11 protein-coding genes and 3 tRNA genes are annotated in these 15,942 nt (G+C 48.0%); 11 read left to right on the top strand and 3 right to left on the bottom strand.

Going from position 1 to position 15,942, the window contains the following annotated elements; translation table 11 throughout:
• Nucleotides 1-193 precede the first annotated feature (193 nt).
• Both aceA and rraA read left to right on the top strand, forming a co-directional pair.
• Nucleotides 194-1,504, top strand: a complete 1,311-nt coding sequence (aceA, locus tag BLV87_RS09720) for an isocitrate lyase (RefSeq protein ID WP_093068085.1) — start codon at nt 194-196, stop codon at nt 1,502-1,504.
• A gap of 100 nt (nt 1,505-1,604) precedes the next feature.
• Nucleotides 1,605-2,093 carry a ribonuclease E activity regulator RraA gene (rraA, locus tag BLV87_RS09725; protein WP_175517899.1) on the top strand — a complete coding sequence of 163 codons (489 nt, stop codon included), beginning with the start codon at nt 1,605-1,607 and terminating at the stop codon, nt 2,091-2,093.
• A gap of 81 nt (nt 2,094-2,174) precedes the next feature.
• Here rraA and BLV87_RS09730 read toward each other — a convergent pair whose 3' ends face one another.
• Both BLV87_RS09730 and BLV87_RS09735 read right to left on the bottom strand, forming a co-directional pair.
• Nucleotides 2,175-3,296 carry an FIST signal transduction protein gene (locus BLV87_RS09730; protein WP_093068091.1) on the bottom strand — a complete coding sequence of 374 codons (1,122 nt, stop codon included), beginning with the start codon at nt 3,294-3,296 and terminating at the stop codon, nt 2,175-2,177.
• Nucleotides 3,297-3,383: 87 nt separating this feature from the next.
• The gene (locus BLV87_RS09735) at nt 3,384-3,764 is read right to left on the bottom strand and encodes a thioredoxin family protein (protein ID WP_093068093.1); all 381 of its coding nucleotides are present in this window, start codon (nt 3,762-3,764) and stop codon (nt 3,384-3,386) included.
• A gap of 95 nt (nt 3,765-3,859) precedes the next feature.
• Here BLV87_RS09735 and BLV87_RS09740 point away from each other — a divergent pair, with 95 nt between their 5' ends.
• The 9 genes from BLV87_RS09740 to pbpC all read left to right on the top strand — a co-directional run bounded on the left by BLV87_RS09740 (nt 3,860) and on the right by pbpC (nt 14,455).
• Nucleotides 3,860-4,345: a phosphatidylglycerophosphatase A family protein gene (locus tag BLV87_RS09740; protein ID WP_093068096.1), complete on the top strand. Its 486-nt coding sequence runs from the start codon at nt 3,860-3,862 to the stop codon at nt 4,343-4,345.
• Between the two features lie 237 nt (nt 4,346-4,582).
• Complete coding sequence (gltX, locus tag BLV87_RS09745; RefSeq protein WP_093068098.1) at nt 4,583-5,995, top strand: glutamate--tRNA ligase; 1,413 nt, start codon at nt 4,583-4,585, stop codon at nt 5,993-5,995.
• Nucleotides 5,996-6,085: 90 nt separating this feature from the next.
• The gene (locus BLV87_RS09750; RefSeq protein ID WP_093068101.1) at nt 6,086-6,535 is read left to right on the top strand and encodes a CBS domain-containing protein; all 450 of its coding nucleotides are present in this window, start codon (nt 6,086-6,088) and stop codon (nt 6,533-6,535) included.
• A gap of 43 nt (nt 6,536-6,578) precedes the next feature.
• A tRNA-Ala gene (locus BLV87_RS09755) sits at nt 6,579-6,654 on the top strand.
• Between the two features lie 24 nt (nt 6,655-6,678).
• The gene (locus tag BLV87_RS09760) at nt 6,679-6,882 is read left to right on the top strand and encodes a hypothetical protein (protein ID WP_093068103.1); all 204 of its coding nucleotides are present in this window, start codon (nt 6,679-6,681) and stop codon (nt 6,880-6,882) included.
• A gap of 20 nt (nt 6,883-6,902) precedes the next feature.
• Nucleotides 6,903-6,978: transfer RNA gene (locus BLV87_RS09765), tRNA-Glu, on the top strand.
• 49 nt (nt 6,979-7,027) lie between these two features.
• Nucleotides 7,028-7,103: transfer RNA gene (locus BLV87_RS09770), tRNA-Glu, on the top strand.
• A gap of 131 nt (nt 7,104-7,234) precedes the next feature.
• Nucleotides 7,235-12,106 carry an alpha-2-macroglobulin family protein gene (locus tag BLV87_RS09775; protein ID WP_093068105.1) on the top strand — a complete coding sequence of 1,624 codons (4,872 nt, stop codon included), beginning with the start codon at nt 7,235-7,237 and terminating at the stop codon, nt 12,104-12,106.
• A gap of 12 nt (nt 12,107-12,118) precedes the next feature.
• Nucleotides 12,119-14,455, top strand: a complete 2,337-nt coding sequence (gene pbpC / locus BLV87_RS09780) for a penicillin-binding protein 1C (RefSeq protein ID WP_093068107.1) — start codon at nt 12,119-12,121, stop codon at nt 14,453-14,455.
• Between the two features lie 11 nt (nt 14,456-14,466).
• Here the strand turns inward: pbpC and BLV87_RS09785 are convergent, their stop codons facing one another.
• Nucleotides 14,467-15,933 carry an ATP-binding protein gene (locus BLV87_RS09785; RefSeq protein WP_093068109.1) on the bottom strand — a complete coding sequence of 489 codons (1,467 nt, stop codon included), beginning with the start codon at nt 15,931-15,933 and terminating at the stop codon, nt 14,467-14,469.
• Nucleotides 15,934-15,942: the final 9 nt, after the last annotated feature.

The following is a 15,942-nucleotide window of genomic DNA, read 5'->3' on the forward strand; positions in this document are numbered from 1 at the left end:
TATTGTCGACAGATTGAAGGTTTATTACTATCAAATGCCCCAGTGATACGGATATTTGTCTGACATCTTAGGGGATGGCAAGATTCGCAGCAGCGAGCAGAGAGAGGAATAACAGCTTGCTCTAAGCAAGCAATGGCAGATTGCCGACATTTTACCGGTTTCGTTCACTTTTATTGATTCTGAGGAACACTACATGACAACTCGTGAAGCGCAAATTGCAGCTCTGGAAAAAGACTGGGCAGAAAACCCACGTTGGGCAAACGTCAAGCGTACTTACAGCGCGGCTGACGTAGTACGCCTGCGCGGTTCTTTGCAAGTTGACCACACACTGGCAAAACGCGGTGCTGCGAAACTGTGGGATCTGGTTAACGGCAGTGCGAAAAAAGGCTACGTTAACGCTTTCGGCGCAATCAGCGCGGGTCAAGCGATGCAACAAGCTAAAGCAGGTCTGGAAGCAGTTTACCTGTCCGGCTGGCAAGTTGCGGCTGACGGCAACACCTCAGAAACCATGTACCCTGACCAATCGTTGTACGCTTATGATTCCGTACCTACCATGGTTCGCCGTATCAACAACACCTTCAAGCGTGCTGACGAAATCCAATGGAGTCGTGGCATCAGCCCGACTGACGAAGGCGGTATCGACTACTTCCTGCCTATCGTTGCTGACGCAGAAGCCGGTTTCGGCGGCGTTCTGAACGCGTTTGAACTGATGAAGAACATGATCACCGCAGGTGCGGCTGGCGTTCACTTTGAAGACCAATTAGCCGCTGTTAAGAAATGCGGTCACATGGGTGGCAAAGTATTGGTTCCAACCTCTGAAGCGGTTGAGAAGCTGATTTCTGCACGTTTCGCGGCTGACGTAATGGGCGTTCCTACCGTTATCTTGGCACGTACTGACGCAGAAGCGGCTAACCTGATCACTTCTGACCATGATGCCAACGACCAGACATTCCTGACTGGCGAGCGTACTGCTGAAGGTTTCTACCGCGTTAAGAACGGTCTGGAACAGGCCATCAGCCGTGGCGTTGCTTACGCACCTTACGCTGACATGGTGTGGTGTGAAACAGGTACACCTGACCTTGGCTTTGCGCGTGAGTTCGCTCAAGCGGTTCAGGCAGCTTGCCCAGGCCAACTGTTGTCTTACAACTGCTCACCTTCTTTCAACTGGAAGAAGAATCTGGACGACAGCACCATCGCCAAGTTCCAGGACGAACTGTCTGCAATGGGCTACAAGTACCAGTTCATCACCTTGGCGGGTATCCACGTCAACTGGTTCAACACCTTCCAGTTCGCACACGCTTACGCACGCGGCGAAGGCATGAAGCACTACGTCAATATGGTTCAAGAACCTGAATTTGCTGCCCGTGACAAAGGTTACACCTTCGTTTCTCACCAGCAAGAAGTTGGCGTTGGCTACTTCGATGACGTTACCACTGTTATCCAGGGGGGCGCTTCATCCGTAACAGCGTTGACTGGCTCTACTGAAGAAGAGCAATTCCACTAAGATTTAGTATTCAGACCGTCCGGTTTGAATAAGTAATCTGGAAAAGCCCGGCGCTAACACGTCGGGCTTTTTAATTTCAGCTATTGCAAGGAGATTTATCATGACATTCAAAACAGCCGACCTGCTCGATAATAATGAAGACAAGCCACTGCAAGTGGTACAACCGGGTTTCAATAACTACGGTGGTCGCAGCAAATTCTCTGGTGAAATCATCACCATCAAGATTTACGAAGACAACTCACTGGTACGCGAACTGGTTGCCGAAGATGGCAAAGGCAAAGTGCTGGTGGTGGATGGTGGTGGTTCTACCCGTTGCGCACTGCTGGGCGATATGCTGGCAGAGAAAGCGGTGAAAAACGGCTGGAATGGTATCGTCGTTTATGGCCTGATACGCGATTCTGTGGATATTGGGCAAATGGATATTGGTGTAAAAGCCCTCGGCACTTTGCCGCTGAAGAGCGTCAAGCGTGGTGTGGGGTTACGTAACGAAGTGGTGCGTTTCCACGATGCCACTTTTACACCGGGTTACTACCTGTATTCGGATGAGGATGGGATGGTTGTGTCCCCAGTTCCCTTGTTAGGTGAATAATAAACCAGTACAGCATCCATTGTGGCTGAATATGGGAGCGAGATATCTGCATTCTAGCTCCTATATTTTTCATGTATCCCGTTACTCATAAATGGTAGTAAGAGTCATGGTTTGGTTATGTAAGTCACATGTGCCTTTGGCAAAAGGTGATATTTCCCCGTAAGAATAAAACCCGATTTGTGTGGTATGCTCTGGCAGATTATCTAACACGGCTTCGGCTTCTTCTTCAGCATCTGCGCCCATCACCATGCGACGCCCCACGCAACTGATGGCAATACACAATACAGGTTTATCCGTATCAGCATCACACATGAGTGCAGCATCTTCCGCTCCTTCAACCAGTTGCTCTAAATTAGCTCTCATGAGTTGTGCGTGCATGCCGACGGGAATATCACCGGCAAAGGTAAGTGATTGGGTGGCTTCGTCAACCGCTAAAATAGTGCGTACTAGCTCTTTGACTTCACCGGGTTTACATAAAGCTAAGGGAAATCGCAAGCCAGTAGCAGGCAGTCCTGCTGCCATTTCACCGAGATAGGTTTTGTATAAAGCCAGTGCTGGTTTGCCTGCTAACTCGTATAAGACATTATTTTCAGCACGGGTGACTTCACGTGCTGGACCAAACGGTTTCCAACCACCTTTGGAACCATGGCTGAGGCGGACATTGCCATATAAGCCTAAGGCAGCAACGATACCACTAGTAGGTTTGCCATCTTTTAATACCCATGTTTTAGTAAAGCGTTCACCATCGCCCGCTAGACCACCAGTGACAGTAATGGTTGGGTTAACGACAGCGTTGAAACCTTGAGCGAGTTCACTGCCATTCACTGCTAGTCCATCAGAGAGGGTAAAAATACCCCGTAGTCCCTCCCCTGTGAGACGGTCTGCTAGTAAGCGTCCGATTGTGTATGATTCTTGAGAGTCGTGAATGGCAACGTGTGTGAGACGTAATAAGGTCGATTCAAATGATACTAAGGCAATGACGAGACTATCATCGTAAATGTTGCCATTCATAATTTCACCAGCACTGGAGCAACCCATGAAAATAGCTTGTGGGTATTGTGCGATTAAAGCCTCGAAAGGTTCTGGTTTGTCCAAAAAGCTAGAGTGTCCGAACACTAAAACTAGCAGTTGTGGTGCTGTAATGACTGGCAGTCTAGTTGAAAATCCGTGTGTAACAGTATAAGACAGCGTATTTATTTTCATGGTGATACCCTTGCATTAATCGGCAATCATTTTTATTAATTTGAATTTTATTGAAATAATGGCATAGCTGGCAGCAGGATACCAGTCTTATGGATGAGCAGAATTTACCTTGGCTAACATTTGACTGTTAGTATCAATAAACTCACGGACAAAAGGTTTGGTACGAGCGCTGCTAAAGCGAGCAACTTCCTGTCCCTGTTCAAATAGTATGACAGTGGGAAAGCCACGCACTTGATTGCGTCCCGCTAATTTCATGTTCTCATCTTCATCCGTGTCGATTTTGGCAAGCAACACTTTACCATGATATTCAGGGATAACAGTTTTCAGCACAGGGTCGAGAAATAAGCAAGGGCCGCACCAGTCTGCCCAGAAATCTACCAGTACGGGATTACGTAATGAGGCTTTCAATACGCGTTCTTCAAAGTCAGCGATACCATTAATGTCAAAAATGAATGAGTAAGTGGTCATATTAAGCCTTCTGTTTGTGTTGTAGGGCGCAATTATAGCGGCCTGACAGTAGATGTGTATAATCCCTATGCCTTACTAGAGAGGAATTGGCGCTGATGCACACGACAGTACCGGCAAAAACGGTTTTTTCTTCCCCTATTCATTTTTTGGCTTTTGGTTTTGGTAGTGGTTTGTCACCGGTCGCACCAGGAACCGCTGGAACATTAGCGGCGATTCCTTTGTACTTGTTGCTGGTGCAGTTGCCGCTGTGGAGCTATGTACTGGTACTTTTGCTTATTTCAGTGGCAGGTATCTGGATTTGCGGGGAATCTTCCCGTCGTCTTGGTGTACATGATCATGGTGGAATTGTGTGGGATGAGTTTGCAGGTTTTTTGCTGACGATGCTTGCGGCACCTGGTGGTTGGGTGTGGATTGTGGTCGGCTTCGCCTTATTCCGTTTGTTTGATATATGGAAGCCATGGCCAGTGCGTGTGGCTGACCGTCAAGTGGTCGGCGGCTTGGGTATCATGTTAGATGATATACTGGCTGGTATTTATGCTTGGTTTGCATTGCAAGGATTGGCTTATTTCTTTGCCGCTTAAACAGGAAAAAGCCTTCCAGAAGGAAGGCTTTCAATGCCTGAAACTTGTGATTATGATTAGGCGCTTCAGTATGGAATAAAAAGAAGGGGCGTAGCCCTGTTATTATTTTTCTACCCCTTTAGCCCTTGAACGAGGCTGATTATGTGGGGTGGGCACTGAATTTGAACTGAATATTTCGACTATTTTTTATTCAGTTTTGCTTAAGGTATTATTTAAAAAATCAATCACTGGAATGTCATGAACGTCAGAACTCGCTTTGCCCCCAGCCCGACTGGTTATTTGCATATTGGTGGCGCACGTACTGCGCTATTTTCTTGGCTGTATGCCCGTAAGATGGGCGGTACTTTCATTTTGCGTATCGAAGACACCGATCGTGAACGCTCCACGCAAGCCTCTGTGGATGCGATTCTGGAAGGCATGGCATGGCTGAATTTGGGGCATGACGAAGGCCCGTTCTACCAAACCCAACGCTTCGACCGTTACGCGGAAGTGATTCAGCAATTGCTGGAGAGCGGTCATGCCTACCGTTGCTATTGCAGCAAGGAGGAGCTTGAGCAGATGCGCGAAGCGCAAATGGCGCTTAAGGAAAAGCCACGTTACGACGGGCGCTGGCGTGACCGTCAGGATGAAACACCGCCAGAAGGTGTTGATCCGGTGATCCGTTTTCGTAACCCACAAACGGGTGCGGTAGAAATTGATGATTTGGTACGAGGTAAAATCATCATCAGTAATGAAGAGTTGGATGATTTGATCATTGCGCGTTCCGATGGCACGCCTACTTACAACCTGACGGTGGTGGTGGATGACATTGATATGCAAGTGACCCATGTTATTCGTGGTGATGATCATATTAATAATACGCCGCGTCAGATCAATATTATGCGGGCATTGGGCTTTGATCCGCCGAAATTTGCCCATTTGCCCATGATTTTAGGTTCAGATGGGCAGCGTTTGTCGAAACGACATGGTGCTGTGAGTGTGATGCAATACCGAGATGACGGCTTCCTGCCACAAGCCTTATTGAACTACTTGGTGCGTTTGGGCTGGTCTAATGGTGATCAGGAGATTTTCTCACGTGAAGAGATGATTGAGTTATTTTCACTGGAAGCCATCAACCGTGCGCCATCAGCGTTTAATGCGGACAAATTATTGTGGCTTAACCAACATTACATTAAGACCTTACCGGCGGCAGAATTGGAAGCGCAGTTGCAGTGGCATTTACAAGCGCAAGATTTGGATGTCTCAAAAGGCCCAGCGTTGACTGATGTGATCAATGCCCAACGCGAACGTGCGAAAACATTAGTGGAAATGGTGGCTATTAGCCGGTATTTCTACGAAGAGTTTACTGAGTTCGATGCAGCAGCGGTGCAAAAGCAATTCAAAGCGGATACGGCTGATAATTTACTGGTGGTGCATGATGAATTGGCGGCTTTGACTGCTTGGCAGGGCGAAAATATTCACGCCGCAATTCAAGCCGCTTGCGAAACATTAGGCTTGAAACTGGGCAAAGTGGGGCCACCGTTGCGGGTGGCGGTGACGGGGAGTGCTTCTTCGCCCTCACTGGAAATTACCTTGGAATTGATTGGGCGTGAACGCACGTTGCAGCGCATTCAACGCGCGGTTAGCTTTATTCGCAATTTAGCCGCCTAAGGTGAACATATCCCCCTAAGCTAATACGATTTGTGGGGGATTTTATGTTATGTTTGTATGACTAAAACCTAGCATGAATGAGGAGGATGAATGAAAGTCAAAGACATCATGAATACCAGCGTCAAAACGGCTAAGCCCAATACCCCGGTGCGTGATTTGGTCGAGGTTATGTGCTTTAACAAGATCAGCGGGATGCCGGTCGTGGATGACGATAACAATGTTGTCGGCGTCGTTTCTGAAAAAGACGTGTTACGCAAGATGTTCCCTGATATTTCCGAGGTTGCTCGTGAAGAGGGTGTGCCTGATTTCGAGAAGATGGAAAAGGGCTACAGTGATGCCCTTGGTTTGCAAGCCTGTGATTTGATGAGTAAGTTAGTGGCTTCTGCTAGCCCTGAGATGCCGTTAATGAAGGCAGTTTCTATTATGTGCGTGCAAAAAATTCGCAGGATTCCGGTGGTTGAAGCGGGCAAGTTGGTGGGTATTATTAGCCTTGGCGATGTGCACAAAGCAATCTTTGCAAATTCTTTAAAAGGCGCTTGACAGAAACGGCGGATTCCTTCAGAATTCGCCTCTCTTTCGCCGTGGGGCTATAGCTCAGCTGGGAGAGCGCTACAATGGCATTGTAGAGGTCAGCGGTTCGATCCCGCTTAGCTCCACCAATATTGACCGACGTGAGAGTATTTATGGATCGTCTTGGTCGTTACAGCTTGATCATTGGTCTAGTGATAACAGTTGTAGGCTTGATCTTCGGATTTGGCTTTATGTTTGTAGACAGCGATGAGTTGGCGAAAATATTTTTATTGGCGGTGCCACTCGGTTTTTTAATTACATTTGCCGGGTTATCCACCATAGTCATTTTTTCACCACGAGAAAATGATAAACAATAGGTTTGGAAGTTTAAATCAGCGACCCTATCGTCTAGAGGCCTAGGACACGACCCTTTCACGGTTGTAACTGGGGTTCGAATCCCCATAGGGTCGCCACTTTTCCAAGTCTAGCTAAGTAAGTAGCACACAACAGGTTCACATCAGCGACCCTATCGTCTAGAGGCCTAGGACACGACCCTTTCACGGTTGTAACTGGGGTTCGAATCCCCATAGGGTCGCCACTTTTTCTTTATGCTTACTCTTCCTCCTCCAATCAAACATTATCCCAACATTGTTGTAACCTCTTTGCGCCGAAAAAGTCTATACTGGCATTCTACACAATACATCTAGTCTCGCAGGGTGGAAAACAATAATGGCTTATCAAATTCGTCGCGTGTTACCGTGGTTATGGCTGTGTCTGTTACTGCTACTCATGGGGCAGGCAAGGGCAGAAGAGCCTGTGCCTGCGTCAGTTGTTCCTAGCCCACAATACAGCAATGAAGCCTTACTGACACAAATGCTGGTGGTGGATGTGTCTGAACGTACTTTGGATACCAGCCCTGCCTTAGCCGTGACGTTTTCACAAGATTTGAACCCGACAGCAGATTACAACACCTTCATTACCGTAACAGCTAACGGCAAAATGGTCGAAGGTAGTTGGGTAATGACGAATGAGACACGCCGTTTATTTTTCAGTAATATCAAGCCACAAACCGATTACCGTGTGCAAATTAGACCGGGTTTAACCAGTAAAAACGGCCTGCAATTGCAAAAACCCTATGATACTAATATCAAAACCCGTGATATTAGCCCCGCGTTTGATTTCGCAGCGATTGGCAGTATTTTGCCTGCTAAACTAACGGGTGGTTTACCTATCCGAGTCGTGAATGTACCAGAGTTGGATATTGAATTTCTGCGGGTGCAACCAGAAAAATTGCCAGATATGCTGAAAACAATCAGTTTAGGGGGGCGCTTGTCGCAGTGGCAATTGGAAGAAATCCATGCAGTGACAGAAAGTGTTTATTCCCGCCGCTATGTCACCGATGCCAAGTTGAATGCGCGTACTTCGATGTTGATTCCGGTAGAAGATATTCAAGAGTTGAAAACGCCGGGCGTGTATTTTGCCGTAATGCGGGAACCGGGGCGTTTTAACGATGAGGCTTACCGCATTACGCAGTTCGTTGTCACGAATATTGGTTTACATGTGCGTTTGTACGCGCGTGGGTTGGAGGTTTTCGCCAATGCTTTGGATACGGGAAAACCGTTGTCTGGGGTTCAATTGAAATTGCAAGGCGAAAAAGAGGCTTTGACGCTGGAAACGGATGAGGAAGGACGTGTCAGTTTTGAACATCGGCCTGGCGGCGATTTATTGCTAACGGCGCAACAGGAAACACAGTTTGCTTTCTTGGATCTACGTGAAGCGGCGTTGGATTTGTCGGAATACGCAGTAACAGGCTTGCCTGATAAACCCATTGCGCCGTTTATCTACAGTACCCGTGATCTATTCCGGCCCGGTGAAGCGATGGATTTATCTGTGCTGTTACGTGACCGTGATGGTCAGGCCGTTTCAGCAAAGAACCTGAATTTACGCATCGTCCGCCCTGATACAAAATTGTTGTTGGAAGAAAACTTGCTTGCGGCTAACGCTGAGTTGGGTTTTTTTACGTATCGCTTACCGATTCCTGTTGATGCTCCCACAGGGACATGGAAAGCGGAAGTTCGCATTAATGCTAAAGATGTTGCGCCTGTTAGCAGTTTTACGTTTCATGTAGAAGACTTCATGCCCGAACGCATGAAGTTGGCCTTAACTGCCGAAAATAAATTACTGACTGCTGGTGAAAAGCTCGTTGTGGCGGCGCAGGGGGACTATTTATATGGTGCGCCTGCCAGTGGCAATAAATTGACAGCGGTGCGTACTGTCAGTGTGAATCGTCACCCCTTGCCAGCATTCAACGATTATTATTTTGGTGATCCTCGTGATGAAAAATTGATTAGTCGTGAAGATTTACCAGAAATTTCCTTAAATGAAACGGGTGGTGGCTTTGTGGAAAGTCCTGCTTTGGTGGGAAAAATCAGTTCTCCGCTGACTTTGAGCGTTATCGGCAGTCTGCATGAAACAGGCGGACGTAGTGTAACCCGTAAGCTAGATGTGCCATTTTGGCCGACTCAGAATTTGGTGGGGATTCGCCCCTTATTCAGCAACGACACGGTTGCTGATAATGGTGAAGCGGGTTTTGAGTTGGTGCGTCTCAACGCACAAGGGCAGCCCGCCCCTGCAACCCAAGCGCTTGCGGTGACGTTGGTAAGAGAAGAAAAAGAATATTTCTGGGAGTACAACAATGCTGAAGGTTGGCAGCGTAAGGATATTTCCAGTGAATACCCGATTTTACAGCAAAAGCTGACATTGGATGCAGCGGCACGAGGTAAGGCTGTTTTTGCGGTGCAATATGGTCACTATCGTTTAGAAGTGGAAGATGCTGAGACAGGTTTGAAAGCGGTTTACCCCTTTCATGCAGGTTGGGATTGGGAACAAGACGCGAATAATGCAGCTCGCCCTGATCAGATTGAATTAGCGTTGGATAAAGCGAAATATCAGGCTGGTGATGTAGTCAAGTTAACAATAACGCCGCCCAGTGCAGGTGAAGCCATTGTTGCCGTGGAGGGTGAGTCACTCTTATGGTCGAAGCGAGTAACCTTGCCAGCAGAAGGCTCGATTGTGGAGATTCCGGTGAGTCAGGAATGGAATCGCCACGATTTGTACATCACGGTGACTTCCTTCCGCCCAGCCAGTAGCCAGCAAAAGATCGCACCTAATCGCGCCTTGGGTGTGATTTTCTTGCCGCTTGACCGGGAACAACGGCGCTTGAACCTCAGTATTGAGGCCGCAGAAAAAGTCTTGCCAGAACAAACTACCACTGTCACCGTGAGTGCGGACAATCTCAGTGGAGAAAAAGCAATCGTCACGTTGGCGGCAGTGGATGCGGGGGTGTTAAGCCTTACCGATTTTAAGACACCAGACCCATTGGCCTTTTATTTCTCACAGCATCAGTATACGACCAGCCTGTATGACGCTTATGGCAAAATCATTGAAGGTGTTGAGGGTACACCGTTACGTCAACGTTTTGGGGGGGATGCGAGTACGCGGCGTGGCGGTGCTTTGGGACAAGCAGATGTGCGTATCGTCTCGCTATTCAGTGGTGCTGTGGCATTTGATGCAGCAGGTAAAGCAAAAATTGAACTGCCATTACCCGGCTTTGATGGGACATTACGCTTGATGGCGGTTGCCGCAACAGAAGATCGTTTTGGTAGCGCCGAGCATGAGATGAAAGTAGCCTCTCCAGTCGTGGCGAGTCTTGCGGCACCGCGTTTTCTTGCCGCTGGTGACAGCAGTTTCTTGACGGTGGATGTGAATAACACCACGCCTGAAGCGCAAGTCGTGAAGCTGAAACTGAGCAGTAATGATTTATTATCCGGCGTGGCGGATACTCGCGAGCTTATTTTAGCGGCGGGTAAGCGTGAAACCTTACGATTACCTGTATCGGCTCAACAAGCTTTCGGGCAAGGGCAAATTAATCTGGAGTTGACGGGAAAAGGCTTTACGGCGAGGCGGCAGGTTCAAGTCGCGGTGCGCCCTGCCTACCCTGCACAATACTTGGCACAAAACCGTGAGTTAGCCGCTGGTGAAACCTTAACGTTGGATGCCACAACGATTCAACAGTATCAGGCAGCAGGCTTGCAAGCGAGTTTGAGTTTGGCGGCGACTCCACCGTTACCTTTGCGGAGTGCTTTGCAAGGCTTGTTACAGTACCCCTATGGTTGTTTGGAACAAACGACCAGCAGTGCATGGCCTTACTTGTTCTTGGACGCGAACGTCTCTGAAGTGCTGGGTTTAGAACCTTTAGAAATGAAGGAGCGCAATGAGAGGGTGAGTGCGGCGTTATTACGTCTTGCAGGAATGCAATTAGCTAACGGTGGTTTCACCCTGTGGGGGGATGCGAACGGTGGGCAGGAGGAATATTGGCTGACACCGTATGTGGTGGATTTTTTGCTGGATGCAAAAGAACAAGGTTTTATTGTACCTGAGTGGTTATTACAGCGAGCACTTCAGAATTTGGAAGAGCGTTTACAGGAGGGTGAGGGCGCGGCGGAGAGCCGTTATGAGTTTGCGGACATGCCTGCACACTTGGATTTTGCGGCACGTGCTTACGCGGGATATGTGTTATCACGCGTAAAGCGTGCCTCACCGGGGACGCTAAAAGTGATGTATGAAAAAGATGTGAGTAAAGCAGCTTCCGGTTTGCCATTGGTGCATTTGGGGTTGGCGCTTCAGATGATGCCGGGAGGGGATAAAACGCGCAGCGAGGATGCGATTCAGCGTGGCTTAGCGATGGTTCGTGATGAACAAAAGTACCTTGGTGATTATGGCAGTAGCTTAAGGGATCAGGCGGCGATGCTGTATTTGTTACTGCGCCACAAAGCCAAGCTGTCACAACTGTCGACTGAAATAAATCAGTTGGTAGAGTTGTTGCACAACCGTACTTATTTCAGCACGCAAGAACAACTCTTTACTTTGTTGGCTGGCTTAAAAGTACAGGAGAAGGCCACGGCGGGTTGGAAGGCTATGCTGACAGTGGGCAAGGATACGGTGGATTTGTCGGGTAGTAGTACGCAATACCGTTCCCTAAGTGCTGACAATTTTCAGCAAGGTATTCGGGTGACGGCTAAAGAGCCTCTGTATGTTGCTTTGAGTGTGGATGGCTATCCGAATACAGTGCCTGCACCCGACAGTGATCCGATTGAGATACAACGGGGCTGGTACAGTTTGGATGGTAAAAAAGTAGCGCCAGATGGGATTAAAGCGGGTGCATTATTGTTGACCCATCTTATGGTGAGTAGCAATAGTGATATTAACGATGCACTGGTTGCGGATTTATTGCCTGCTGGATTTGAGATTGAAAATACCAACTTGTCGAATAACGAATCGTTAGAAGGTTTGCAATTGGAGGGAATGGATAAGCCAGTGCTGGAGTTGTTGGGTAGTAGTGAATTGCGTACTCAGGAGTTCCGTGACGATCGTTATGTGGCGGCTTTGCCATTGAGAGCTAAAACGCGCCATCATCTCTTTTATTTGGTGCGGGTGGTGTCAGCCGGACGCTTTGCTGTACCGCCGCCGTATGCGGAAGATATGTATCGACCGGAACTGAATGGTTTAGGTGCTGTGCCGCCTGCATTGGTGATTCCGTAAGAGGGAGCCTTAATGCGTCGTTACCTGATCAGGCTGGGAGCCTCGGTATTGGTTTGCCTGTTGCTGTTTATGTTGGCAGATCGGGTATGGCGATTACCAGAGCCGGAGCGGGTACGTAGCGTGTTGATTCTGGCGCAAGACCGCACGCCGTTACGTGCATTTGCCGATAATGAAGGGGTGTGGCGCTATCCGGTGACGTTGGATGAGGTTTCACCCTTGTATGTTGAGGCTTTGCTGACATACGAAGACCGTTGGTTTTACCAGCATCCGGGGATTAATCCATTTGCTTTGCTACGGGCTGGCTGGCAATGGTTGCAAGGTGGGCAAGTTATTTCGGGTGGCTCTACCTTAACCATGCAAGTGGCACGGATTCTGGATCCCCATGAACGTACTGTTGCTGGAAAAATTCAGCAGATGTTCCGTGCGTTGCAATTGGAATGGCATTACAGCAAAGCAGAAATTCTGACTTTTTATCTCAATCTTGCGCCGTTTGGTGGGCCTATTGAAGGGGTACAGACAGCCAGTTTTGCTTGGTTGCATAAGCCTGCATTGGCCTTGAGTCATGCGGAGGCGGCATTGTTAGCGGTCTTACCCCAAGCACCTTCGCGCTTGCGTCCTGATCGTTCGCCTGAGTTGGCACAACGTTACCGTGATAAAGTGTTGCGGCGCATGGCTACGCAAGGTGTTTGGTCACAGGAAATCGTGGACGATGCCATGCTTGAGCCAGTGATGAAGCTGCGTTTTCAACAGCCACTGAAAGCACCGTTGTTTGCACAACGCATGAAAGCACGGGCGTTTGCAGCAAAGGTATCACGGTTACAGACGACACTGGATACCAATACACAGTGGGCCGTTGATAATGTATTGCGTAACCGTGTGAACAGTTTGCCAGAGAAAGCGTCCATCGGTGTATTGGTCGTTGAAAATCGTACCGGTTACGTGCGGGCGTATGCGGGGTCGGCTAATTTTCATGATGCTGAGCGTTTTGGGCATGTTGATATGGTTCAAGCTGTGCGTTCTCCGGGGTCAACACTGAAGCCGTTTTTATACGGTATGGCACTGGATGATGGTTTGGTGCATTCTGCTAGTTTGTTGAGTGATGTGCCGCTGAAGTTGAACGATTATGCACCGCAGAACTTTTTCCGGCATTTTTCGGGGGCGGTTAGCGTGGCACAAGCCTTGCAACAATCCCTGAATGTTCCAGCAGTGGATGTGTTGCAACGTTTAACACCCAGCGTGTTCGTGGCGCGGTTACGTAATGGTGGCGTAGTCATCAGTTTTCCTGAACAAGCTGAGCCAAATTTAAGCGTGATTTTGGGGGGGGCTGGCACAACGTTGGAAGATTTAGTGCGTGGTTTTACTGCACTAGCGCGTGGCGGGATTAGCATCAAACCCCGATTTGCCGAAGATGACCCGTTGGAAGAACGACGGTTATTGTCAGCGGGGGCTGCATGGATTATTCAAGAGATATTGCGCTCGATTCCTCCTCCTGAAGGGAGCACGAATGCAGTAGGTGTGGCATGGAAGACAGGAACCAGTTACGGTTTTCGAGATGCATGGGCTATTGGGGTTAGCGATAATCATACTGTTGGGGTGTGGACAGGACGTCCTGATGGGACGCCATTACCTGGTCGTTTGGGTGTTGCGGCGGCAGGGCCTATTTTATTTGATGTATTTCGGGCATTGCCTAACGCAGTGGATGTTAAGGCGCGTCGTCGCCCTGCTACAGTGATACAGACGGACATTTGCTGGCCTTTGGGCGAAAGTGTGGCGCAAACGCCCGTTGAGCATTGTCATTTACGTCAACAAGCGTGGATTTTGGATGGCAATATTCCACCGACTTTACCGCATTTGCAGCAACATTCTTGGTCAGCCGGATTACAGACCTACTGGGTTAACCCAGTGACAGGATTACGGGTAACGGCAGCCTGCAATACGTCTGAACGCAGCGCCCGGCAGGTCGCACAGTGGCCGTTGGAATTGCACCCGTGGTTGGCGAATCATATGTTGGAAAAAATACGCTTACCCGCCTTTGATCGTAGTTGTCCACCCGGCAGCGAATATCAGAGTGGGACACAACTGGCTATTCGTAACTTAGATGCGAGTAGCCAGTTGTATTTACCCAAAGACGTTTCTGGGCAAGCCATTAAAGGAGTGACCTTGGATTTGTTAGCAGAAGGTGGTGAAGGGCAATATTTTTGGCTAGTCAATGGTGAACCGGCAGGTGTCGATACCAAGCGCGGCGGCTTACGTCATACCTTTACCCGGGCAGGTGACTATGAGCTGACGGTATTTGATATGGCTGGTTCTGTTGACAAAGTGAGCATTAGAGTCATTAGCCAGCCATAGGTATAATAGCATTACACGGGCAAATGCAAACGTACCCGTGCACCGACGTAGGGGGAGACTAGCAATTCAATTTTGCCGCCAATAGCAGAAACAATTTCGGTACTGACGGCCATACCAATACCTTGACCATCACTCTTGCTATCTTCGCGAATACCACGCTGTAATAGTTTATTGGGGTTGTTGATCGGAAAGCCTAATCCATCATCATCAATATCAATAATTAGCATATTGTTATCATGGTGTGCAGAAATTTCTACAAGATCTTTGCAGAAACGGCAGGCATTGTTAAGTAAGTTGCCAAACAGTTCCATCATGTCTTCGGCATCCATGCGACATTTGGCATATTCATCCACATTAATACGGATTTCAAACACTTTGTCACGGTACACCTTTTGCAGTGTTTCACGTAAACGGAAGAGTACCGGGCGCACGGGTTGAGATAAAATCATCGCGCCTTGATTTGTCACCATGGCGCGGCGTAGTTGATGTCCAATGATTTCACGAATGCGCTCAATTTGTGACTCAAATACTGTGGTGGCGATCTTAATTTGGGCATCAGGATTAGCATCGCGGCGTAATTGATCAAGCTGATTTTGCATAGCCGTTAATGGTGTTTTGATGCTATGTGCCAAGTCATCTAACGTGTCTTTATAGCGCTGTTTTTGGCCTTTCTCATAGCTGAGTAGGCCATTTAAGGCATTTTTGACGGGAAGCAGTTCTTCAGGATAATGTTCACTAATACTGTCTTTATCGCCAGCTTCAATCGCTTTAACTTCGTTCTCAAATTCTTTGATTGGGGCAACAACCCAAAAACTCAAAGCCAGTTGAGCAATCAGAACGAGTACGGCAGATAGGAATAACAACACGGCAAATTTTTGTCGCATGTCCTGCATTTCTTTTTGAATGTCAGCAATAGAAATGCCCAAAACAAATTGGAACGTCCCGTATTCTGGATGAAAGAAACTTTGGATAGCGAGTAAGTATTCTTGAGAGTATGTTTGCTGAAGTACCTCATCATCCACTAATTTATTGGGATCTTTAGGGGGTAAGGGTTTTTGTTGGTCAAAGGTTGGTTCAAAACTAACAGGAATGTCTTTTTTAAGACTAAAACGCAACAGATAGTCAGCTTCTATTAGCTGATCTGGCTTACCCATTGTATTTGCTGTCCATACAATATCATTCGTTTTAGTGTCGATTATATAGGCAAAACGATTCTGTTCAACATCATCCAATTTACGAAAGCGAATCATTTCCTTTGCTTTAGCCTCTACATCCTTCTCTTCGGATGTTTTGAATTGTCCTTCCTCAAAATTAAGAAAACCTAATAGATCATAAGAAGTTTCTCTGAGTTCCACTTTTTTTTGATCTATTTTGTAGCTGTAGGAAAACCAGTGTAGCATCCCGCCGAGCATCAGAATACCGACCATAATAACGCCAAACCCACTGATGAGCTGGCGGCTACGTAATGAACTGAGCATAAGGATGCC

Origin of the sequence: Thiothrix caldifontis (assembly GCF_900107695.1) — a bacterium.
Classification (GTDB): Bacteria; Pseudomonadota; Gammaproteobacteria; order Thiotrichales; family Thiotrichaceae; genus Thiothrix; species Thiothrix caldifontis.